Raw genomic sequence first — 22,660 nt, forward strand, 5'->3', positions numbered from 1 at the left:
TCAGATAGGTTTCAGAGTCTGGGGGCTACGGGCGGCTAAACCGAGCCCCTAATCCTCAAAGGGGTTGGACTGTACTAGGGACACGCGCTGATTCGCAACGGCAATGCTCTCGCCGTCGAAGCTCACGGCCTCGTCGCCCAGAACATTGTTGTCAAAGAGGTACCGGGGAGATTCCTCTCCGGCAAGGACGCGGGCCTCACGTGCTTCCTGCGCCTGTTGCACAGATTCCTGCGCCTTTTCCCATCGCGATATGGCCGTGGCGCCATGGCGGGCTTTGAGCATATCCAGGGTCTGAAGCGGGCTCAGGATTGCTGCGGATGCGTTGTTGCCACCAAAACCCTTGGCGTTGATCAGCGCATAGCGCTGCCTGGATAAATCCAGTTCCTGATGCTTCAGATTGAAGCTGAGGTTTTCCGTTGCCACGTCATCGGCAAGGGCTGCCGTGGTGCTGATACCCGGCATCCAGCCCTCGGCCCAGATCCCCAGGGTTGCTGCGATCTGATCCCCGGAGGCCGCGGCGAGGGAGTGACCCACATAACTTTTAATGGCGCCTACGGGCCAGTCCTCGATACCAAAGGCACCGGCGACCCTGCTGAGAATCACAGACTCGGTTACGCGGTTCTGCGGCGTGCCCGTGCCGTGGGCCTGCACCAAACCGCCCTCGCGGAGCCCTTCCTCGCCAACAATCGCGCGGGCGCACGCGGCGGCTCTGGCCATGGTCAGATAGTTGCCGACGCCCGGGCCGGAAATGGATTTTTTAAATCCGTCAGCGTTGATGAACACATCGGCGGCCGAGCCAAGAATATTGGCGCCGGTCTCCAGGGCCAGACGATCATCAAAAAGAACCAGAAACTGCGCGGACTCGCCAATGGTAAATCCGCAGTTCTCCCCGAAGGGCCGGCAGGCCCTGCGATGGTCCGGCTCCGCATCGTCACCGAGGCCGTCCAGGTGACGGAGCCCCTTGTCCGTTGCCAGGGCGCCCATGGCCGCATAACCCTCCATGACCTCCGGCGTGACGGGTGCTTCCGCGGCGCCTACAAAGGCGACCCTAGCGCGGCCCGAGCGAATGTCGTGGACAGCATGGCGCAGGTTGTACAGAAAGGATGCGCAGGCACCGAGGGTTGCCCCCGTCGAACCCGCGGCCCCAAGCACGTAGGCGTTGACGAAATCCGCGGGCATTTCCGCCAGACCCAGGGGGCAGAATTTAGAGGTAATGCGACTGCCGCGGTAGCGCGCCTTCAGCATGCCGCCGGTGCCGTTATCGTCCAATTGCCCCATGGCGCTGCCCGCATAGACACTGATTTGATCCGGCGCCAGAGTTGTTAGCAGTGCATCCCAATCCAATCCCAGATTTCCCAGCGCGTCACTGGCGGCATACACCGACATGGCAAGACCCCGGGGATGGTTCCGCGACGGATAAAGGGCCGCCGGATCAAAGCCATCAGGCAGCTGACTGGCCGCCTTTACCTCAAATTCGCGGTGCGTGGGCAAGAGGAACTGCTGCTCTCCCACAATCTGTACGCGCACGTGCTCATCATCTTCACCGGGGAGCAGTTGCCAATCATCGGGCACGGGAACAGGGAGATACCGCCGGTGGAGCTCAAAGCTCACGGGGGCACCATTGCTGCGGGTGGGAAGACGCTGATTCCAGGAGACACGGCTGGGATCAAAATGCTGCGGTCCGATGCGCCGAATCAGCGTGCGATCCAGAAGGGATCCGTCGCTGTCCTCGACAGCGCCTGTTAACTGGCGCAGGGACCTCAGCATCTTGTCGCGCCGATCAGCACTCAGGGCAGTCTCAACCATGCGCGCGTAAGCGTGATGCATGGAGCTGCGGCCGGCGCTGTTAACACCACCAAAACTGACGATAACGGGTAGAGCTTGTCCCACGGGTGTCCCTGCATGCAAAGGCAATGAACGCAGTGTAGGCAGCCCTACCCCTTTATCTGTATCCTATAAACGTCAATTTATTTATATAAACAGCCATAATCGACCACGAACGGCCATACAACGCCATGCCCACCGCCGCCCTGATTCTCTACCCCGAAGCTCTGGCCACCAGCGTCACCCTGCCGGCGGAGATACTTCGCGCTGCCGCTCAGATGTCGCGAACAGTACGCGGGCGCGGTTTGGACGCCGACATTCAGCTCCTGGGGCTCCACGGCGAGTCATCGGTCACCCTCGATTCGGGACTTTGCCTGGGCCTCGACGGAGACCTGTCGGATCTGAAGTTTTGCGACCTCCTGATTCTGCCGGCAATCTGGCGACACCCCCGTCGCGTGCTACGGCGTGCCGCAGACTGGTTACCCCGGGTGCAGGAGCTCCATGCGCGGGGCAGCAGTATCTGCAGCGTAGGCACGGCCAGCGCGCTCCTCGCGGAGACAGGGCTTTTAGACGGAAGACCAGCGACGACGCACTGGCATGACTTCGATCGCTTTGAGCGAAGCTATCCTCTCGTGGACCTCAAACGCCGACATCTGATTACCCAGAGTGAGCGCCTGTACTGCGTGGGCAGCGTCAACTCCATCGGTGACTTTATGGTGCACTACGTGGAACAGCATTACGGCGAGCGCATCGCCCGCGCCGTGGAGACGCAGTTCTCACCCGAGGCCCGCCAGTCCTTTGAGACGGCCGCGTTTCTTCAGGAGTCCTCCGGCGCCCATCACGATGCACTGATCCGCGATGCTCAGGATCATATGCAGATGCACCCTGGCGCGCCCCACAGCGTGGAGAGTCTGGCGGCCCTGAGCGGCTTATCCCCCCGCAGTTTTGGCCGTCGGTTTCGCAAGGCCACGGGAGAAACACCCATTCGCTACCTCCAGAACCTGCGTATCCGCGAGGCCCGCGCACTGCTGCAGCACTCGGACCTCCCCCTGGCGGACATTGCCTGGCGCTGCGGATTCAGCTCCCCGAGCCGTTTTTCTCAGGCATTTCGTAGCACTACGGATTTGAGTCCCCGAGCGTTCCGGGAAGCCGTAAGAGGCAAGCGATTCGTCACCACAACGGCAGTTTCACCTCCCCGAACGACGGGAGATCAAACTTGAGGCGCGAGAGACACTGTGGCTAAATCACGCCCCCGCCGAATACCAAGCCAAGGAAACAACCATGAGCGAAGAAAGCGTCCTGATTATTGATGGTGCCCGCACCCCCATGGGTGGACTTCAGGGCGCGCTCTCGAGCGTCCCCGCACCCCAGCTGGCCGCCGTCGCGGCAAAATCCGCCCTGGATAAAAGCGGCGTGGAGCCCGAAGCGGTCAATGAAGTGTTTATGGGCTGCGTACTCCCTGCGGGTCTTAAACAGTGTCCAGCCCGTCAGACATCCATCGCGGCAGGGATACCGGTGAGCACCGGCGCCGTGACGGTCAACAAAGCCTGCGGCAGCGGCATGCAGGCCACAATATTCGGCTATGACAGCATCATGGCGGGTACCAACAACATCGTGCTGGCCGGTGGCATGGAGAGCATGAGCAATGCTCCTCACCTGCTGATGGGTGCACGCAGTGGATTCCGGCTGGGCTCTGCCACAGCCTTTGACCATATGATGATGGACGGACTCGAAGATGCCTACGAGGGTTGCTCCATGGGGACTTTCGCCCAGGCAACGGCGGATCGCGAGGGCGTCAGTCGCGAAGATATGGATGCCTTTGCCATTGAATCCCTGCGCCGGGCCAAGGCCGCCATCGACGATGGATCCCTGGCACCGGAAATAGCCCCCGTCACCGTCAGCAGTCGCAAGGGCGACACCGTGGTCAGCGACGATGAACAGCCCCACAAGGCTAACGTGGATCGCATACCCGCCATGCGCGCTGCCTTTGCCAAAGACGGCACCATCACTGCAGCCACCGCCAGCTCCATTTCTGACGGCGGCAGCGCCCTCCTGTTGATGTCCGGCACCGAAGCAGCGCGGCGCGGTGTTTCCGGCATGGCGCGTATCGTCGCCCACAGTCGCCACAGCCAGGATCCTTCGGAATTCACCACGGCCCCGGGCGGCGCTATCCAGAAGCTCTTCGACAAAACCGGTTGGAGTGTTGCTGACGTAGATCTCTTCGAGATTAACGAAGCCTTTGCCATGGTCACGATGCTCGCCATGCGCGAACACGGTCTCGATCACGCCAGGGTCAATATTCACGGCGGTGCCTGCGCTCAGGGTCATCCCATTGGCTCCACGGGCTCACGCATTATCGTCAGCCTCATGTATGCCCTGCGTAAAACCGGAGGCAAGCGCGGCGTTGCGGCGCTGTGTATTGGTGGTGGCGAAGCGACAGCCGTCGGGATCGAAATGATCTAGCGGTGGCGCACCGGGCTCACGGCAATTCGCCTTCATTCAAATAGCAGGACAGGCAGTTATGGCTCTTAGCAGCGTTCCCGATCTTATCGAAGCCATCCGTCAGGGACGGATGGTGATTCTCATGGATGACGAGGATCGGGAAAACGAGGGGGATCTCATTATCGCCGCCGAGGCCGTGACCCCGGAAATCATCAACTTCTTTGCCAGTGAGGCCTGCGGGCTGATTTGCATGCCTCTTACGGAGAAGCGGGCGCGGCAACTCCAGCTACCCCTGATGGTGCGAGACAATCGTTCCCAGCACGAAACCAACTTCACCGTATCCATTGACGCTGCGGAAAAGCTCGGCCCGGGCATCAGCGCCATCCAGCGCGCCCACACGGTGAAAGTCGCGGCAGGCGTCGATGCCGGCCCCACGGACATCTGCCAGCCGGGCCATATTTTTCCCCTGGTCGCAAAAGAAGGCGGCGTGCTTCGACGTGCAGGCCATACGGAGGCCGGCGTGGATCTGGCGCGCATGGCAGGTTTTGAACCCGCTGCGCTCATTGTGGAGATCATGAACGAAGATGGCACCATGGCGAGACGGCCGGAACTCGAGCTCTTCGCCGAGAAGCATCAACTTCCCATGGGCACCATCGCCGATCTGATCACCTACCGCTCCCTCCACGAGCAGTCCGTAGAACTCGTCGCGCAGAAACCGGTACAGACGGACTACGGAGATTTCGAACTGCATACCTTCCGAGACCTGGTGGACGACGCCCTGCACTACGCCCTCACCAAGGGCGAGCTTTCAGCGGATGCCGACACCCTGACCCGGGTGCAGCCTCTGGACATGCTTCGCGATGTGTTTCATACCCAGATCCCCGACCGTGAGGGATGGTCCCTGAGCCGCGCCATGGCCCGCATTGCCGAGGAAGGCGCTGGAGCCCTCATCCTCATCGGTCAGAACCGCTCTATCGAAAGTCAGATCGCAGACATTGAAGCGTTCCCCGATAGCCCCGCTACCGTATCCGGTGATGGCTCTGAGGGACTGCAGAATTATCGTTTTATCGGCACCGGCGCACAGATACTCCAACGTCTCGATATTCACCGCATGCGTCTCATGTCGGCGCCCCTACGCTTCAACGCACTGTCAGGGTTTAACCTGGAAGTGGTGGATTTCGTCTCTCCCTGAGACTCCTCTGAGCCTGACTTAAGCCTGACCTAAACCTGACTTAGTAAGGTCAACCTGGCCGGGCTAACGCCCGAGGGGTGGGCAGGCATCCCTATCGATGCAGGGAGATAAGCTCGTTCACGTCAGCCCGGTCCGTGACACAGCGATTAGCTGGTGCGTCCGTATCCGGGTAACCAAAGGACAGTCCGAACATCAAACGCTGATGCTGCGGTACCGATAGCTCTTCGCGAACGGAATCCGACAAAAAGCTCAGTGCCGTCTGGGGGCAGCTGGCCAGACCCGCGTCTTCCAGAAGCAGCATCACAGACTGGGCAAACATACCCAGATCGCAGGCCTCGCGCTCGGAGAATCCCTCGGGGAGAAAAAAGAAACCCGCGTGGGGCGCATCGAAAAACCTAAAGTTACGCATGAAGGCCTCCTGCCGGCCATCGCGGTCCTCCCGGGCAATCCCCATCGCGCCGTAAAGCGCCTGCGCCGACGCGTGCTGACGCTCCTTAAAGACGCCCTCATACTTACCGTCAAAGGGGAAATCCAGCTTTATGCGGCCCGCCAAAAAATCCTCGGGCAAGCGCTTGCGCAGCTTTTCCAGCACCGGGCCCGACGCTACATGAAAGTACCAAGGCTGGGTATTGCAGTTACTGGGAGCTCGAAGACTGGGCGCCAGGAGATTCCGAAGCGCCTCATCCGACAGGGAATCGGGCAAGAATGCCCGACAGGAACGACGATTTTCGAGGATGCCACGAAGGGAGCGCGAATCTGCTGATGCCATGGTGTCTGCCTTTTTGTCGGGCGGGGGAGCATAGCGATTTGCATCCCCCATCGCCAGCCGCACAGGTGATCGCCACAGAGGGAGCCAAACACAGTAAACTACGCGGCTTTTTAGGGCCTGGCGGTCCGCGGACAAGCACGCCGCCATGCTTATGTAGTGGCAGAACGAATTTATGGCAGAGACATTCTCTTCAGGAAAAACAGCGAAAACCGTGGGTATCATCGGTGATGGCCAGCTGGGCATGCTGCTCTGCGAAGCCGCGCCGGCATTACATCTTGCCACGGTGATGTTGACGACGGACCGTCACTGCGCCGCCGCGCAAAAAGCCACCCAGGCCATTGAGGGGACCATGGATGCTGCCGACGCCGTCGCCATGCTCATCGAAAAGTGCGACGTCATTACCTACGAACGGGAAGATATCCCCGAGGCCACCGTGGCACAACTCCGGGCAGCAGAAAATGCCGGACTCGTCTCCTGCTATCCCCCGCTGTCGGCTATCGAAATACTCCAGGACAAGGCCAGGCAGAAACGCTGGCTGGCGGAGAACGATCTGGCCACCCTCCCCTTTGTGATTACGGACGAGGATGGGAGGCAGCTGCGAGAGGCCGGCGAAACCCTGGGTTATCCCTTTGTGCAGAAGGCCCTCCGCGGCGGCTTTGATGGCCGTGGGGTACAGCTGATACGCAAAGAGGAGGATCTCAAAAAAGCCTGGCCCGGGAGCACCCTCCTGGAGCAGTTCGCCGGTGAGTTTCGTGAAATCGCGGTGCTGGTGGTCCGGGGACGCGATGGGCAGACCACGCACTTCGGGCCCGTGGATATGCGCTTTGAAACGGATTACTCCGTGCTCGACACGGTGAGTGCCCCGGCCGATGTCAGTGCGGAAATAGAGCAAGCCGCGATCAGTCTTGCCTACGGGGCCGTCGAGGCGCTGCAGGGTGTGGGCGTGTTCGGCGTCGAGATGTTTCTGCTGGCCGACCATCGGGTGCTGATCAATGAAATTGCGCCCCGGGTGCACAACTCCGGGCACTACACGATCGAGGCCTGCGCCAGCTCGCAATTCGAGCAGCATCTCCGGGCAGTAGCGGGCATGGATCTGGGCGACAGCAGCTTGCAAACCCCCGCCGCCATGCGCAACCTCCTCTGCACACGGGCCCTCAAGGAAGAGGCCATCCACCGCGCATCAGGTACCGAGGCCGGTACGGATGAGGCGACGGTCTACTGGTACGGAAAAAGCCCCGCGCGGCTCATGCGAAAACTCGGGCATATAACGGCGGTAGCATCCACGGCCGACCAGGCACTCTTGGCAACGCACAGCAACTGGGACAGGATTCAGGACGAGGCACGATCGCTATGACAGTACGCGTAGGCATCATTATGGGCAGCGACTCGGATCTTCCGGTGATGCGTGCTGCCAGGGATATTCTGGATATGCTTGAGGTGGCGTGCGAAATGGAGATCGTGTCCGCGCATCGCACACCGGACAAGTTGTACACCTACGCCCGGGAAGCCGAGGAGCGGGGACTGCGCGTCATTATCGCCGGTGCCGGCGGCGCCGCGCACCTGCCGGGCATGGTGGCGTCCCTGTCGGTGCTCCCCGTGATTGGCGTACCCGTGGCTGCAACCAAGCTCCAGGGTCAGGACAGTCTCTTATCCATCGTACAGATGCCCGCCGGTGTGCCTGTGGCCACGGTCGCCATCGACAACGCAGCGAATGCGGGCATTCTCGCTGCCCAAATGCTCGCCACCGGCGACGAGGCGCTGCGCGAGCGACTCAGGCGCTACAAGGAAAATCTGCGGGACAAGGTGCTGGCAAAAACGGTTTGAGCTAGGAACCATCACCCAGACGACGATAGCTGGGCAGACGCCATCCCGCATAAATCGCTCCAGCGCGGAGGATAAACGCGGGAATCATGGCGAGGAGTAACGCCGTACTCGGCGATACCACAGCGCTCGCCACCAATGCGACATAGGTGCCCGCGCCGACCAGGGCCGCAGTCACATAGATTTCCGCGCCGAGAAGCACGGACTCACGCCCCAGGAGCGTATCCCGAATCAAACCGCCAAAGCTTGCGGACATCACACCCATCACCACAGCCACGATCCATGGCGCATCGTATTGCAGCGCCTTCGCACAGCCCAGCACAGAGAACAGCGCCAGCCCCATGGCATCGGCCCAGAGCAGGATTTTGCGACGGACCGACAACATGGGCGCGATGTACCAGGTCAGCGCCGACACGGTGATACATACCCAGAGATAGCGGACATCGCTGATCCAGAACACCGGCAGCTGGAGCAGCAGGTCCCGCAGGGTGCCTCCGCCCACTCCGGTAATCGTGCCAAACAGCACAAAGCCCAGCACGTCCAATCGTTTTTCTGCGGCGGCGAGGGCTCCCGATGCAGCAAACACGCCCACCGCCAGTAGATCGCAGTAGGCGATAACGCCGGCGAGGGTCATAGATGACGACTACGGAGCGCGGGCAAAGCCGGTAGAAACAGCTTAGTCCTCATACAGATCCAGCACCGCGCCGCGGCTTGCGGTGGCTGCATTTTTTGCAAACTTGGCGAGGACGCCCCGGGTGTAGCGTGGCTCGGGCTTTACCCAGGCGCCGCGCCGGCGAGCAATTTCTTTGTCGTCGACATTGAGTTCCAGACTCAGGGTATGGGCATCGATGGTGATGGAGTCCCCCTCCTCTATCAGGGCAATGAGACCACCCGCATAGGCTTCGGGTGCCACATGCCCCACAACCATCCCCCAGGTGCCCCCGGAAAATCGGCCGTCGGTAATCAGGCCTACGGACTCCCCGAGACCCTGCCCCACCAGAGCACTGGTGGGTGCCAGCATCTCGGGCATACCCGGTCCGCCCTGGGGCCCTAGATACCGCAGTACCACCACGTCACCGGCTTTGACCTTGCCCGCGAGAATGGCATCAAGGGCCGACTGTTCATCATCAAACACTTTCGCAGGTCCCGTGATCACGGGGTTTTTCAGACCCGTGATTTTGGCTACGGCGCCCTCTTCGGCGAGATTGCCGCGAAGAATCGCCAGATGCCCCTTGGCATACATGGGGTTATCCAGAGGACGAATGACCTTGGGGTCCACGGGCGTCGAAGGCACATCCGCCAGGGATTCCGCAATAGTCTTGCCCGTTACGGTCATGCAGTCGCCGTGGAGCAAGCCCCCGTCCAAGAGAATTTTCATCACCTGGGGAATGCCGCCAGCACGGTGCAGATCAATGGCCAGATACTCCCCGCTGGGCTTGAGATCGCAGAGCACCGGTACTTTTTGTCGGATTCGCTCAAAGTCGTCGATACTCCAGTCAATCTCCGCGGCGTGGGCAATCGCCAGAAAGTGTAATACCGCATTGGTCGATCCCCCGGTCGCCATAATCACCGCAACGGCATTTTCCAGGGACTCGCGGGTCACAATATCCCTGGGCTTAAGATCCAGGCGAATCGCCTCCACCAGAGCCAGCGCGCTCGCCTTGGCTGATTCTTTGATTTCGGACTCGACGTTTGCCATGGTCGAGGAATAAGGAAGGCTCATGCCCAGGGCCTCAAAGGCCGAGCTCATGGTGTTTGCGGTATACATACCGCCGCAGGAGCCCGTTCCCGGAATCGCATTGCGTTCGATAGCCAGTAAATCCTCGTCCCTGATACGCCCCGCCGCATGCTCACCGACCGCCTCAAACACGCTGACGATGTTCAGATCCTGACCATTGTGACGCCCGGGAAGAATGGTCCCGCCGTATACAAAAATCGAGGGGACGTTTGCGCGGAGCATGCCCATCATGCCGCCGGGCATGTTTTTGTCACAGCCACCGATCACCAGCACGCCGTCCATCCACTGACCGCCCACGCAGGTTTCGATGCAGTCAGCGATAACTTCCCGGGATACCAGGGAGTACTTCATGCCCTCGGTACCCATGGACATGCCGTCGGATATGGTCGGCGTGCCAAACACCTGAGGATTGGCCCCGGCTTCTTTCAGGCCTTCCTGAGCGGCATCAGCCAGGGGCTGGAGTCCCGCATTACAGGGCGTGATCGTCGAGTGAGAGTTGGCAATGCCCACCATGGGCTTCCTAAAATCGCCCTCCTCATAGCCCATGCCGTAGTACATGGAGCGATTGGGCGCACGTTGGACGCCCTCGGTGATGTTTTTGGAGCGACGATTGAGCGCCATAGACCAGGTCTCTGTTGATGGTGAAACGGGGGGCGGATTTTAAGTGACTGTAAGCTTTACGACAAACATTCCGCCCCTTTGTCGCTTATCATAGGCGCCTCGCAAATTCTAAAAATCCGCAACCGGGAGATGTCCTTATGAATGGTGCAGAAGCCTTATTGAAAACGCTGGTGGAGAGCGAAGTAGAAATCTGCTTCGCCAACCCCGGCACCTCAGAAATGCAGCTTGTGTCGGCCATCGGCCAGACTGACGCCATGCGACCGGTGCTGTGCCTGTTCGAAGGCGTGGTTTCCGGCGCCGCTGACGGCTACGCGCGCATGGCGGATAAGCCCGCGGCGACGCTCCTGCATCTGGGTTCGGGTTTTTCCAACAGTCTCGCCAACATGCACAATGCCCGCCGGGCAGGCTCGCCCATCGTCAATATCGTAGGCGATCATGCAAGCTACCACATCCAGTTTGATGCACCGCTCACCTCGGACCTCCCAGCCATCACGCGCTGGGGATCTCAGTGGACGGAGATTGCCCATTCTCCCGAGGAGCTCTCCGCCGCCGGCGCCCGTGCCGTACAGGCATCCATGAAAGGCAGCGGCCAGATTGCAACGGTGATCGCCCCCGCGGACCACGCCTGGAACGAGGCCAGCGAGGCTGCGCCGGCACTGCCGAAAGCGGAACCTCTGATGGTGGCCGGCGAGCGCGTCCAACGCATTGCCGACGCGATTAGCAATGGGAAAAAGACGGTGATCATGCTCGGCGGAATGGCCCTGCGCGAAGATAACCTCGCGCAACTCGGCGCTATCGCGGACGCTCACGACGTCACCCTCATGTGCGCCACCTTCCCCACGCGTCTCCAACGGGGTGCGGGACGTGCCGTTGTGCAGCGCCTTCCCTATTTCGCGGAGCAGGCAGCCGATGCTCTTGAGCCTTTCGAACAATTGATTCTTTTGGGCACCGCTGCGCCCGTGAGCTTTTTTGCCTATCCCGGTAAAGAGGGCTGGCTGACTCCGGAACACTGCGAACTGCTGACACTCGCAGAGCCCAGCGAAGACATCGACACCACGGTAGCCGCCCTCCTGAATGCGCTGGACATTCAAGACCGCGCCAAGACGCTTCACGAGCGGCAGATCCACAAAGTTGCCGACGACAGCCTCAATCCCCTGACTATCGGGCAGATCATGAGCAACGAAATGCCCGAACACGCGGTCGTCTCTGATGAAGGCGCGACCTGCGGCCTGGCGATGTTTATGTGTACCGAAAATGCGCCGGCGCACGACTGGCTGACGCTCACCGGCGGCGCCATCGGCCAGGGTCTTCCCGTTGCATTGGGCGCAGCCCTTGCCTGCCCGGATCGCAAGGTCATTGCTCTCCAGGCGGACGGATCGGCCATGTACACGATTCAGGCGCTGTGGAGCATGGCCCGGGAAAACGTCGACGTCACCGTGGTGCTTCTCAACAATAAAAGCTATGCGATTCTTAATATTGAACTGGCGAGAGTGGGCGCCGGCGAACCCAACGAAAAGACCCTGTCCATGCTTGACCTCTCCCGGCCGGATATGGATTTTGCCAGCATGGCCAAAGGACTCGGCGTCAAAGCAAGCCAGGCACGCAGCAGCAGTGAGTTCCAGGTACAGTTTGCGGAGGCTATGGCCACACCGGGGCCCTGTCTCATCGAGGCTATTCTGTAATGCCCAGGGCCGGTATGCTTTTTATCGCAGCCTAGGGTCAGCAACAAAAGAGAATCGTAATGTCGAATATCGTGATCACCGGAGCCACCGCGGGTATTGGCCGCGCTGCGGCTATACTCCTGGCCAGCAAGAAACACCGGGTCTTCGCCGCGGGCCGCGATGAGGCCGCCCTGGCGGAACTCGATGCGGGCTACGAGAACATTACCGCGCTGGCGATGGATGTCACCGACGGGGACTCCGTCACTGCAGCGGCGGCCAGGGTGTTTGACGCGCTCGACGGCAAGGCTCCCGACGTTCTCGTCAACAACGCCGGTTACGCCGTGGTGGGTCCGCTGGAGGCGGTTCCTGACGCTGAGTGGGAGCGACAATTCAGTACCAATGTGTTGGGCTTAGTGCGTGTTACCCGTGCCTTTGTCCCAGGAATGCGCGAACGTCGGCGGGGCCGGATCATCAATGTGTCCTCCGTCGCAGGCCGCGTCACCCTGCCCTTCTTTGGTCCCTACAACTCCACTAAACACGCCGTGGAGTCAATTTCCGATTCCCTGCGCCACGAACTCAGACCCCATGGCGTTGACGTGGTGGTTATTGAACCCGGTGCGGTAAAGACGCGTTTTGGCTCACTGGAGCAGGAGCAGATTGCGCACTGGATAGAAGCAGCCCCAGCTTACGCAGAGCAGCTACGTACGCTCAAGCGCTTTCATCACGAGTTGCACAGCAAAGGGGCGGACCCCATCACCGTGGCGGGGAGCATTGTGGCGGCCTGCGAAAGCCACAATCCCACACCGCGGAGCGTGGTGCCTTTTTTGCCGGGGAGTGCCTTTATCGCGATCAAGGCCCTGCTACCAACCCGCGTATCCGACTGGATCATCCAGAAGCTTACAGGCTTGCCCTAGGGTCCCGTCCGACCTGAGAAAACCCCTCGGGCGCTTGCCTAGCGCCCCATATCGCGTTGCAGGGTCTTGCTACCCAGATAAAAATGCAGCGCTGCCCAGAGGTAGAGACACTTAAAGAAAATCATAGACCATTGAAGACCCCTGGCGTTTGCTTCGCCACAGGCGGCCCGCGCGGTCTCGCTAAGGGACACGCTCTTACAGGCCTCCAAAGACAGCGCCGGGTCGATTCCGGAAAGAAAGCCCGCGTTCAGGATGGTCGATAAACCGCCGATCAAAGGCGGACCCAGTCCGTAACCCAGCAGGTTCACGATAAACAGCGTAACAGCGACGGACGTGGCCCGCATACGACTATCTACAACGCCACCGGGCACCGCGTAGAGGGGGCACAGGTAGGTGTACAGCAGCATCTGACCCACCATGAGCACGGGTATGGCAATCCACAGGGAGTCCACCAGATACCCCGCGATAAACATCGGGGTGGAGCCCAAAAGGGCAATCATGGGAATCCAGGCCAGCGCCTTGGGATAGCGAACAGAGAAACGGTCCGCCAGATAGCCGGACATAAAGGTACCAATGGAGGCCATCACCGACAGCACCATCGCAACCTTCACCGCGGCATCGAAGATGGACATCTCATGGGTTCGAATGAGGAAAGAAACAAAGAACTGCGCGACGCCGTAGTTCACAAAGGAGGCGATGGTGACGCCCAGGGTGATGTGCCAGTAAGACGGTTTTTTTGCGAGGATCTTTAAAACCTCAGCAAAGCTGACCTGCGCCTTTCCCTGCATGGCCGCGGGGTCCGTGTAGCCTCTGGGAGGCTCCTTGATCGTCAGCTTCACTAAGAGCGCGACGATGATTCCCGGAAAGCCCACCACGGCGAAGGCAATACGCCAGCCTTCAATATTTTGCCAGTCCAGGGCGTTGACGGCCCACATCCAGCCCCAGGAAGAAAACAGCTCCGCCACCGCCGGGCCATCGAGGCTGCCCACGATAAAACCACCAAACACGTAAGCCACCATGCCCCCCAGGGGGATGCCCAGGGCATAGGTGGACACCGCCGTGGAGCGCTGGGCCGGAATAAAGTAGTCGGCAATAATGGAATTTGCCGGCGGCGAACAGCCCGCCTCTCCAATACTCACGCCAATTCGAAAAATAAACAGGGCGATGAAGCTCGTGGCAAAGCCACACAGCACGGTCATGAGGCTCCAGAGGGCTACGGACGCGGCAATGATCCACACGCGGTGGTTCTTCTCGGAAAAGCGGGCGATGGGTATGCCGATAAAGGTATAGAGCACGGCAAATGCAGGGCCGCCCAGCATGCCCATCTGCCAGTCCTCCAGACCAAAGGACTCCTTAATGGGTTCCGTAAGAATATTGATGATCGTGCGATCAATAAAATTTAAGACGTATACCGTGAGCAGCGCGCCCAACACATACTTCCGGTAGCCCGGCGTACCAAAGCCGGTGTCCGGGTGACTTCCCTTGGCGCGGCTGGCTCCGGCGTTTACCGCCGTTGTCCCTGTCTCCTGCATAGATCCCTTTGTGCTTTGCGCACTGTTATTTTCTGAATCAGCTTAACAGCATGTTTTTTGGGGAGGTACCAAAAACAGAAAATAATTAGTGCTCACCAGCCAACAGCCTGAGCAGCCCGCCGCGGATCAGCACCTGCAGTGACGGTCCCCAGCTCCGTATCTTTGAGAATTGCCTGAATGCTGCCCAGAGAGAATGAGGGCGCGAGCGTCAAAGCGTGTCCCAGAGCCTTGAGCCCGTCGTGCTGTTGCTGCGTGAGCCGGTCCTCAAAACGCACGGTAATATCCGCGCCCTCGCGATAGAAGTTTGGCGTCGCAAATACGCTGAAGCGCGGCGCTTCGATAGCCGCCTGCACGGGCATAGCAAAATCCAGCACGTTCACCAGCACCTGAAACTGGGTCTGCCCGATGGTCTCGCCCCCCGGGGTACCGAGGGCCATCACAAACTCCCCGTCCTTCATCACAATGATGGGCGAGTTGTTCAGAATGGGCACCTGACCGCCACGGGCGTAATTCATATCTTCCGGATAGGGTGATGTGGAGCCCACACGGGTGCCGTTATTAAAGGTAAGACCGGTGTTGCCCACCACAACGCCCGTACCGAAGGCGCCGCCATGCGTGGGTGTTGCGGCCATCACGTTGCCGCTCTTATCCCGGATAGAAAAGCTCGTCGTGCTCCCCGGGACACTCTTCTCGTCCAGGGGTCTCTTATGGGTGCCTGAGCTGAGAGTGTCCATGGCCAGCGTCAATAGCTCCCCGGGCTTGCCCCACGCTGGGAATCCCATCGCTGCCTGCTTGTTGATGAGTGCTCGCCGGCGTTGCAAATAGTCTTCGGCCAGCATTCCCTCCACGGGAACGTCGTGGAGTCGTGGATCCGCGACGTAGTGATAGATGTCCGCTTTGGCAAGCTTGATGGCCTCTATGAGCAGGTGCTGCGTCACGGGGCTTTCCCATCCCAGACCCTCGAGATCAAAGCCCTCCACCAGTTTGAGCTGCATGAGCACCTCCAGTCCCCCGCGGGATGTCGGTGGTGAGGTATAGATGTCATAGCCTCGATAGCGCGCGTGGATCGGCTCACCCCAGAGGGGTTCATAACGGACGAAATCCTCCTGAGTGAAACCCCCCCCGTTCTCGCTATAAAAGGCAGCCATTTCTTCGGCGATCTCGCCGCGATAGAAAAGATCGAAAGCAGCCTGCAGGGCCTCCTGTCGACTGGCTCCGCTGTCCAGTGCACGCCGTTCAGCCGCTATGAGACGCTCAAAAGTTCTCGCCAGATCCGGCATGGTGAAGTTTTCACCGGTGATGGGCAGCCGCTCTTCCGGCAGAAAAACCCCGCTGCTACTGGGAAGCGTTTCAAACAAAGCCTGCGATGAAGCAATAGAGCGGACCACGGAGGCCTCGATGGGGTGGCCCTGACGAGCGTAAGCAATTGCCGGCTCCAGCACGTCTTCAAGGGAGAGCGTGCCAAACTTCTGCAGCAGGGACACCCACCCGCCGAAGAGACCCGGCACGACACCCGCCTTGATGCCCTTGTTGAGCTCCTCAGCGTCCAGGGTGCCGGCATCCAGTGCCAGGGGTGCTGCCCCGGTAGCACTGAGCGCATGCAGCGTTTTGCTGTTGTTGTCGTAGTAGGTGAAAAACCCATTACCACCGGCACCGGACATTTGCGGGCGCACCACGTTCAAGGTTGCCAACACCGCCACGGAGGCATCTGCCGCGTTGCCACCGGCCATGAGGATCCGAAGACCCGCCATGGATGCCAGGGGATGGCCCGCCGTGACCAGCCCATTGGGGCCCGGCACCTCTGGTCGATGGCTTGTGCGGCTGCTGCTCATTTGCAGGGGGTAGGCATTTTCCTGGGCGCTGGGCTGCAGCGCAACCAGCGGAGCCAAGACCGTAGCGAAGGCAATTAGCAACAGACGATAGAGTTTCATAAGCGGACCCCGGGTAAACAAGTAGCGAATCATCATCTACGCCGAGAACGGGCAAAGACGAATGAGTTGTGCCTCTATCCTAAGCCATGAGAGCATCAGGTAAAGCGGGAGAGGATATTTCGATCCTCCCTCGGTCTCGTCCCGGGGCGGGACCGTGGGTAACAGAGGCGCTTACGTTATGGATGCAGGTGACGCTCATTACAATGCGTTAACTTCTGCGCTCTATTGGGTTCTTGTAATCCTGTGGCTCGCGATTCTGAGCCTGTACGTCAATCATCTTCTGCGCGCGCAACGCTCCGACAAAGCCGTTAGCGTCCTTCTTGTTATCCTTGCCCTGGACGCATTCCGGTCGCTTATTGAAAGCACCTACTTCGGTTTTTTCTTTAACTCCCTGTACGGATTTCTTCCGGCGGGAATACACGATCAACTCTCGCAGCCTCACCTCGTCATCATCCCGAAGCTCCTTAATGTTGCCGTGGCTCTGGTCATTCTGGCGTTGCTTATTCGCTACTGGATCCCCCGAGAGCTGAAGCAGCGAGCGCAACAAACCGCTGATCTGGAATCCGCCCGGCAAGACGCCGACATCAAGCGTCGTCGTGCCGAACAAGAGAGCCTGAAACGACAATCCATCCTCAACGCAATCAGTGATGGGATTGTCATTTCTGACAATGAAGGACGCATTGCGGCGGTAAACGATGGCATGCAACGGGTTTTCGGCTACGACATCGAGTTTTTACGCGGCAAGGAAACGCTCCTGCTCCACAACAGCGAGGAAGAGTTTCCACCCATCACACCCTTGCTGGACGGGGAAGGGCCCACAGCGCCAAAACGAGCTTATGAAGCTTGCTATCGGCGTGGGGATGGATCGCTCTTCACGGGTGAGACCATACGCTCACTTGTCCGCGATCCCGACGGAAACGTAACAGGCTTCGTCACCGTCATCCGGGACATATCGCAGCGAAAACTCAATGAAAGGCGCCTCACGATGGCTGCCCAGGTATTTACCCACGCCCGTGAGGGCATTCTGATAACCGACGACGCCGGCAAAATCATTGAGGTAAACGAGGCCTTTGAGGACATTACGGGCTTTTCCCGTGACGAGGCGATGGGCAAAAACCCCAGCTTCCTGAGCTCGGGGCAGCACAGCGCAGAGTTCTACGCCGCCATGTGGGATGAGCTGAAGAAAAATGACTACTGGAGCGGTGAGTTTTTTAATCGCCGCAAGGATGGCTCACTATTTGTCGAGCTCATCACCATCAGCGCGATACGCGATGCCAACGAAGCCGTGCAGCAATACGTGGGTTTGTTTACTGACATCACCCGGATGAAGGAACATCAGAAACAGCTGGAGCACGCGGCAAAATTTGATTCTCTCACGGACTTGCCCAATCGCATTTTGCTGGGTGATCGTCTCTCCATGGCGCTCTCTCAGAGCCAAAGAAGAGGTTCGAAGGTCGCCATTGCCTATATCGATTTGGATAAATTCAAGGCGATCAATGACCGCCTGGGGCATGCAGCCGGCGATCTGTTCCTGGTACAACTCTCCCGGCAGATGAAAACCGCGCTGCGTGAAACCGATACCCTGGCTCGTATTGGCGGGGACGAGTTTGTCGCGTTGATCGGCGATGTTGCGGACAAAACTGAGTGCGCGGTACTCCTGCGACGATTGTCTGAAGCCATTAAGACACCCGTCACAATTAACGGTGAAGCACTCAGCGTGTCAGCAAGCATCGGCGTCACTCTTTACCCTGAAGACAGTTGCGACGCTGACCAACTGCTGCGACATGCAGATCAAGCCATGTATGCAGCAAAACAGAACTCGTCGCATGACCTTGAATTTTTCGATGTAAGTGAGGGTTATAACCTGGATCTGCGCCGAGCGCTGCTTTCGGAGGTCAGGCAGGCACTACTCAGACAGGAGTTTCGCCTCTTCTATCAACCCAAGGTTCATCTCCCTTCGGGGGAGCTCCTGGGTGCGGAGGCGCTAATCCGCTGGGAGCACCCGGAGCGCGGCCTGCTCAAACCCGCAGAATTCCTGCCTGATGTTGAGACGAGTCCCCTATCTGTTGAGATCGGCGACTGGGTGATTGCTGAGGCACTCTCGCAGATGAATGAATGGCTTGAGACAGGCCTTCGAGTACCCGTGAGCGTTAATGTTGGCGCCATGCAATTGCAGGCTCCGGACTTTACCGAGAAACTGACCCTGGCCCTGGCGCGCCACGAGGCGTTAGACCCCTCGTGCCTGGAGTTGGAGATACTGGAAACCCGAGCCCTGGCGGACCTTGAGGCAACATCCCGGATAATGAAGGCCTGTCGTCGTCTCGGTGTGCGTATGGCCCTCGATGATTTTGGCACGGGTTACTCGTCCCTGCGTTACCTCAAGTTTTTACCCGCTGAAGTCCTTAAAATTGATCAGAGCTTTGTGAAAGGCATGCTGAGCGATCGGGATGACAAAACGATCGTTATGGCAATCATAGGCCTTGGAGAAACCTTCGATCGTGAGGTGATTGCCGAGGGGGTTGAGACTGCCGAGCACGCCCGGGAGCTTTTACGATTGGGCTGCGGTCGCGCTCAGGGGTACGCGATTGCGCATCCTATCCCCGCTTCAGACTTTGCCGCATGGGTAGACGGCTGGAACAACGGCGGAGCCGCGTTATTTACCGCCCTCAAGCAAGGCAACTGATATCACAATTCATCAAGGCTCGGGTCGTTCAGACGACACGAACCGGCTCTTCATCATTAACGGGGGACACCGGGGCTCATTAAACTGAATTTGCGGAAACGGTTTAATGGAGAACACCCGATGTCCCACGCAGGATTAATACTAGGGCTTCCAGAGCTGGAGGTCGAACACGTCGATCGCAATGATGCGATCTCGGTCTACGCCAAACCCAAGAAGCGGCCCTGCTGCCTTCACTGCCAGCACCCGAGAGTGCGGATCAAAGCCACCTACCAGCGGCCCCTAAAGCATACACGCCAAGGCAACCAGCTCATCACTCTGCATCTCAGAGCACCGAAGTATCACTGCCCGCGCTGCGGTCGCTATTTCCGCCATCGATTCAAAGGCGTACGGCCGCGCTATCGAGCCTCCGAGGCGTTTCGCCACGAGGTCTTCGAGACCCACGATGGCGGGGTCACCCAGGCCAAGCTCACACGCACCCATGGCATCAGCGCAGCCACTACTGAACGCTGGTACCACGGCCACTGTGAGCGACGCGTCTCGGAGATGTCGAACCGCCCCTGCCCCAAGGTCCTCGGGATTGATGAGCACTTCTTCACCCGCAAGCGCGGCTTCGCGACCACATTGGTCGACCTGCGGCGCCACAAAGTCTTCGATGTGCGCCTGGGACGCTCCCAGGCCAGCCTGGACAGCTATCTGCGGCGTTTGCCGGGCAAAGACAACGTCAAGCTCGTGGTGATGGATCTGTCCGAGACCTATCGCAGCATCGCCCGCCAGTACTTTCCCGGCGCCACGATCGTCGCTGATCGATTCCACGTCATTCGCCTGGTCAATCAGCACTTCCTCAACGCCTGGAAAGACGTGCACCCCGAGGGTCGCAGAAACCGCGGCCTGCTAAGTCTCATGCGGCGCCATGCCTGGCGCTTGAAGCCGGAGCAGCGAGAGAATCTGCGGCGCTACCTGAGCGACTACCCCGGCCTCGCCGCACTCTATGACGCCAAGCAACACCTCAACGAGCTGATGCTACTCAAGAATCTGAGGAAGAAAACGGCCCAAAAGAAGCTACCTGAACTGCTGGCGTTGATCGAGCAGCTGCGCCACAGTCCGCTGAGACGGCTGGCGAAAACCCTGAAGTCTTGGCTTGAGCCCATCGTCATGATGTGGCGATTCAGTAAGAGCAACGGGCCCACGGAGGGCTTCCACACGAAGATGGAGATGATGACGCGAAGAGCGTACGGATTTAGAAATTTTGAAAACTATCGATTGAGGGTCTTAACCCACTGCGGGTGGGATGGCATCATCAATCGTGTTTAGTGAGAAACGGTCCATCCCCCGTTAATTGGGGAGAGCCCACGAACCAGTAAACTGATGCAAGGATATTGGTGGAGCCAGGCGGGATCGAACCGCCGACCTCAACACTGCCAGTCTCCTACCCCACCATTTCGTACCGTTGCATAGCATTAACCTATGTTGTGCTCTCTGCTATTTTTGTTCTATTTATTTCGTGCATTTCTGCAAATAGGTACCTAATATTGTTTCAGACCGTTACATCGCGTACCGCGGCTTTTTTGGTACCTATGGGGGTCAGTGGAACCTAAAAGTACCTAAATTGGAGAGCACAACATGCCAAGAGTTAAGCTCACCGCCACCTCCGTACCGCACCTTAAGACCGACCGCACACAGGTCGACTACTTTGATTCTTACTTGCCCGGATTCGGTGTCCGGGTGACTCGGGGCGGAACCCGCACGTACATTGTAATGACGCGCGAGCTCGCGAATGGGCACTGGCGAAAGCGCCGTGTCAAACTCGGACGCACGTCAGAGCTCACACTCGCAGACGCCAGGGTAAGAGCTCGCGCGATACTGACTGCCGCGTCAGAGGGCAAGCACCTGGATGACGTGGCTCCCCCTACACCACGTGACTTGCTCGTTGAGCAGTCGAAACAGACCTTTGCAAAGGAGAGAGAGCGCTTTCTTTCGTCGTACCGCGGCCGCGGTGGCCGTCGACCAGTCGAGTCCACGCTTGGCGAATATCGCCGATGCTTACAACATAACGTGCTCGAGTCATGGACAGACGTACCAGTCCAGGAAATCACTCACGACGATGTGAAGACCGCATTACAGACGGTTATGGACGACGGTCACGAATCGAGGGCCGTGAAGATTTACACAGTACTAAAACTGCTTTTCGGCTGGCTTTGCGATGAAAATCTGATTTCGATTTCTCCTCTTAGCCAGGTAAAACGCCCAGCCCATATCGGAGTCAGAGAACGCGTCCTGAGCGAAGAGGAACTCATACTGATCTGGAATCACGCAGGAGAAGGAATTTACGCAAACATTGTCAGAATTATGATGCTAACCGGTCAGCGTCGCCAGGAAGTTGCTGGCATGTGTTGGTCTGAAATCAACTTGGACAAACGAAGGTGGGACATTCCGGGCCAACGCACGAAGAACCACCGTCCTCATGTGGTTCCACTCAGCTCGGCTGTGATTAGCATCTTGCACTATCATCGATCGCTGCAGGCGTCGACAAACATGCAGACAGATCTGGTCTTCACCACTAACGGAAAGGCAGTGTTCGCCGGATGGTCCAAATCGAAAGAACGGCTTGACCGACGTGTCGCCTCAGCCGATTGGCAGCTCCGCGACCTGCGGAGATCGTTCGCAACGCACGCCAACGAGCTGGGTTACGAGCCTCATGTTATAGAGTCAGCCCTTAACCATGTATCGGGCTCCGCCAAAAGGGGCATCGCCGGTGTATACAATCGAGCCACATACATCAGGCAGCGGATTCGACTGATACAGCGTTGGTCGAGGCATCTACTTCTGCTCGTAGCGCAGGCGCGCAGATCTTAGATTTCAGCGTCTGTCATCAAAATCAAGCAACGACTGGTTGTGTTCTCCCCGTAACTCGACGGTCATCTTATCTGGACCACGAGCACCTCAGTTCGCCCTCGGCGGGCAGCGAGGGAGCCCGCTTACGATGCTTTACTTAATGACCTCCAGAGGTCACATGTTATTTTGCCCTTCATTTACCCATGCTCCAGCAACTTGAGGTTGTGTGCTTACCTTGGAAGCAGTCCATAAACACCAAACGGATTCTGCTGCGGCATGGAATCAAAGCTTGGGATTGGTCGTCAGCAACCTTCCCACAAGGATCTTCTCATGAGGGTGGCAAGATACAGATTGGGAAACGCTAACCGAGAAACCACAACCGACCCTGCCGGATTTTCTGAGGCTGCGCCGACGGGTCACGTGAAATAATACGCTCCTCTCGGAACTGAATATAACTCAAGGATGAGTGGAGCATGCAACAACAGCAGAGTTCAGACAGCTTGATTCGAGCAGCGATCGTAGCCAATGAGTTCGGCGTTTCACGCGTCACCCTATGGCGGTGGGAACGGGACGGATTACTACCTAGAGCACATCGAATAAACAATCAGAAGTATTATCCTCGCGCCGCTGTAGAGACGTTGAAAACTTCTGCCGCAAGGCCGGGAGGAGTTCGATCCTTGTGCAATTAATACCAGGCGGG

Annotated in this window: 17 protein-coding genes; 11 read left to right on the forward strand and 6 right to left on the reverse strand. The window is 58.8% G+C overall.

The genetic code is table 11. The features are described 5' to 3' along the window. Positions 1-48: 48 nt before the first annotated feature. Positions 49-1,890: a beta-ketoacyl synthase gene (locus KT71_RS11380; RefSeq protein ID WP_023659644.1), complete on the reverse strand. Its 1,842-nt coding sequence runs from the start codon at positions 1,888-1,890 to the stop codon at positions 49-51. A 125-nt stretch (positions 1,891-2,015) separates the two neighbouring features. On the opposite strand from KT71_RS11380, the gene KT71_RS11385 reads away from it, so the two are divergent. The 3 genes from KT71_RS11385 (at position 2,016) to ribB (ending at position 5,458) form a co-directional block, all read left to right on the forward strand. Further along, on the forward strand, positions 2,016-3,044 hold the full coding sequence (locus KT71_RS11385) for a GlxA family transcriptional regulator (RefSeq protein WP_008295252.1): 1,029 nt from the start codon (positions 2,016-2,018) through the stop codon (positions 3,042-3,044). A 61-nt stretch (positions 3,045-3,105) separates the two neighbouring features. Then, positions 3,106-4,287 carry a thiolase family protein gene (locus KT71_RS11390; protein WP_008295251.1) on the forward strand — a complete coding sequence of 394 codons (1,182 nt, stop codon included), beginning with the start codon at positions 3,106-3,108 and terminating at the stop codon, positions 4,285-4,287. Positions 4,288-4,345: 58 nt separating this feature from the next. Continuing rightward, positions 4,346-5,458, forward strand: a complete 1,113-nt coding sequence (gene ribB / locus KT71_RS11395) for a 3,4-dihydroxy-2-butanone-4-phosphate synthase (RefSeq protein WP_008295250.1) — start codon at positions 4,346-4,348, stop codon at positions 5,456-5,458. Between the two features lie 91 nt (positions 5,459-5,549). Here ribB and KT71_RS11400 read toward each other — a convergent pair whose 3' ends face one another. Continuing rightward, positions 5,550-6,227 carry a nitroreductase gene (locus tag KT71_RS11400; protein ID WP_040363180.1) on the reverse strand — a complete coding sequence of 226 codons (678 nt, stop codon included), beginning with the start codon at positions 6,225-6,227 and terminating at the stop codon, positions 5,550-5,552. Between the two features lie 172 nt (positions 6,228-6,399). Between KT71_RS11400 and KT71_RS11405 the strand changes: the two genes are divergently transcribed. Then, positions 6,400-7,581: a 5-(carboxyamino)imidazole ribonucleotide synthase gene (locus tag KT71_RS11405; protein WP_084566977.1), complete on the forward strand. Its 1,182-nt coding sequence runs from the start codon at positions 6,400-6,402 to the stop codon at positions 7,579-7,581. Continuing rightward, entirely contained in the window at positions 7,578-8,051 is a 474-nt protein-coding gene (gene purE / locus KT71_RS11410; RefSeq protein WP_008295247.1) for a 5-(carboxyamino)imidazole ribonucleotide mutase, read from the forward strand. Before KT71_RS11405 ends, purE begins: the two co-directional genes overlap by 4 nt. Position 8,052: 1 nt before the next feature. Here purE and KT71_RS11415 read toward each other — a convergent pair whose 3' ends face one another. Together KT71_RS11415 and ilvD are read right to left on the reverse strand one after the other, a co-directional pair. Further along, positions 8,053-8,682 carry a trimeric intracellular cation channel family protein gene (locus tag KT71_RS11415; RefSeq protein ID WP_008295246.1) on the reverse strand — a complete coding sequence of 210 codons (630 nt, stop codon included), beginning with the start codon at positions 8,680-8,682 and terminating at the stop codon, positions 8,053-8,055. Positions 8,683-8,724: 42 nt separating this feature from the next. Then, positions 8,725-10,407: a dihydroxy-acid dehydratase gene (gene ilvD / locus KT71_RS11420; RefSeq protein ID WP_008295245.1), complete on the reverse strand. Its 1,683-nt coding sequence runs from the start codon at positions 10,405-10,407 to the stop codon at positions 8,725-8,727. 137 nt (positions 10,408-10,544) lie between these two features. Here ilvD and KT71_RS11425 point away from each other — a divergent pair, with 137 nt between their 5' ends. Both KT71_RS11425 and KT71_RS11430 read left to right on the forward strand, forming a co-directional pair. Next, complete coding sequence (locus KT71_RS11425) at positions 10,545-12,089, forward strand: acetolactate synthase large subunit (protein ID WP_008295244.1); 1,545 nt, start codon at positions 10,545-10,547, stop codon at positions 12,087-12,089. A gap of 59 nt (positions 12,090-12,148) precedes the next feature. Then, positions 12,149-12,982 carry an SDR family oxidoreductase gene (locus KT71_RS11430; RefSeq protein ID WP_008295243.1) on the forward strand — a complete coding sequence of 278 codons (834 nt, stop codon included), beginning with the start codon at positions 12,149-12,151 and terminating at the stop codon, positions 12,980-12,982. A 38-nt stretch (positions 12,983-13,020) separates the two neighbouring features. Here the strand turns inward: KT71_RS11430 and KT71_RS11435 are convergent, their stop codons facing one another. Both KT71_RS11435 and KT71_RS11440 read right to left on the reverse strand, forming a co-directional pair. Continuing rightward, a complete protein-coding gene (locus KT71_RS11435) occupies positions 13,021-14,514 on the reverse strand; it encodes a spinster family MFS transporter (RefSeq protein WP_008295242.1) in 1,494 nt (497 codons plus the stop codon). 92 nt (positions 14,515-14,606) lie between these two features. After that, positions 14,607-16,445, reverse strand: a complete 1,839-nt coding sequence (locus tag KT71_RS11440; protein WP_169729153.1) for a gamma-glutamyltransferase family protein — start codon at positions 16,443-16,445, stop codon at positions 14,607-14,609. A 178-nt stretch (positions 16,446-16,623) separates the two neighbouring features. On the opposite strand from KT71_RS11440, the gene KT71_RS19730 reads away from it, so the two are divergent. The 4 genes from KT71_RS19730 to KT71_RS21350 all read left to right on the forward strand — a co-directional run bounded on the left by KT71_RS19730 (position 16,624) and on the right by KT71_RS21350 (position 22,649). Then, positions 16,624-19,128, forward strand: coding sequence for a putative bifunctional diguanylate cyclase/phosphodiesterase (locus KT71_RS19730; RefSeq protein ID WP_008295240.1), 2,505 nt, complete (start codon positions 16,624-16,626; stop codon positions 19,126-19,128). Positions 19,129-19,248: 120 nt separating this feature from the next. Beyond that, positions 19,249-20,439 carry an ISL3 family transposase gene (locus KT71_RS11450; protein ID WP_023659646.1) on the forward strand — a complete coding sequence of 397 codons (1,191 nt, stop codon included), beginning with the start codon at positions 19,249-19,251 and terminating at the stop codon, positions 20,437-20,439. A 309-nt stretch (positions 20,440-20,748) separates the two neighbouring features. Continuing rightward, positions 20,749-21,981 (forward strand): tyrosine-type recombinase/integrase, encoded by a 1,233-nt coding sequence (locus KT71_RS21345; protein ID WP_008295238.1) that lies wholly within the window; start codon positions 20,749-20,751, stop codon positions 21,979-21,981. A 452-nt stretch (positions 21,982-22,433) separates the two neighbouring features. Next, complete coding sequence (locus tag KT71_RS21350; protein WP_084566978.1) at positions 22,434-22,649, forward strand: MerR family transcriptional regulator; 216 nt, start codon at positions 22,434-22,436, stop codon at positions 22,647-22,649. Positions 22,650-22,660: the final 11 nt, after the last annotated feature.

The organism is Congregibacter litoralis KT71 (genome assembly GCF_000153125.2).
Classification (GTDB): domain Bacteria; phylum Pseudomonadota; class Gammaproteobacteria; order Pseudomonadales; family Halieaceae; genus Congregibacter; species Congregibacter litoralis.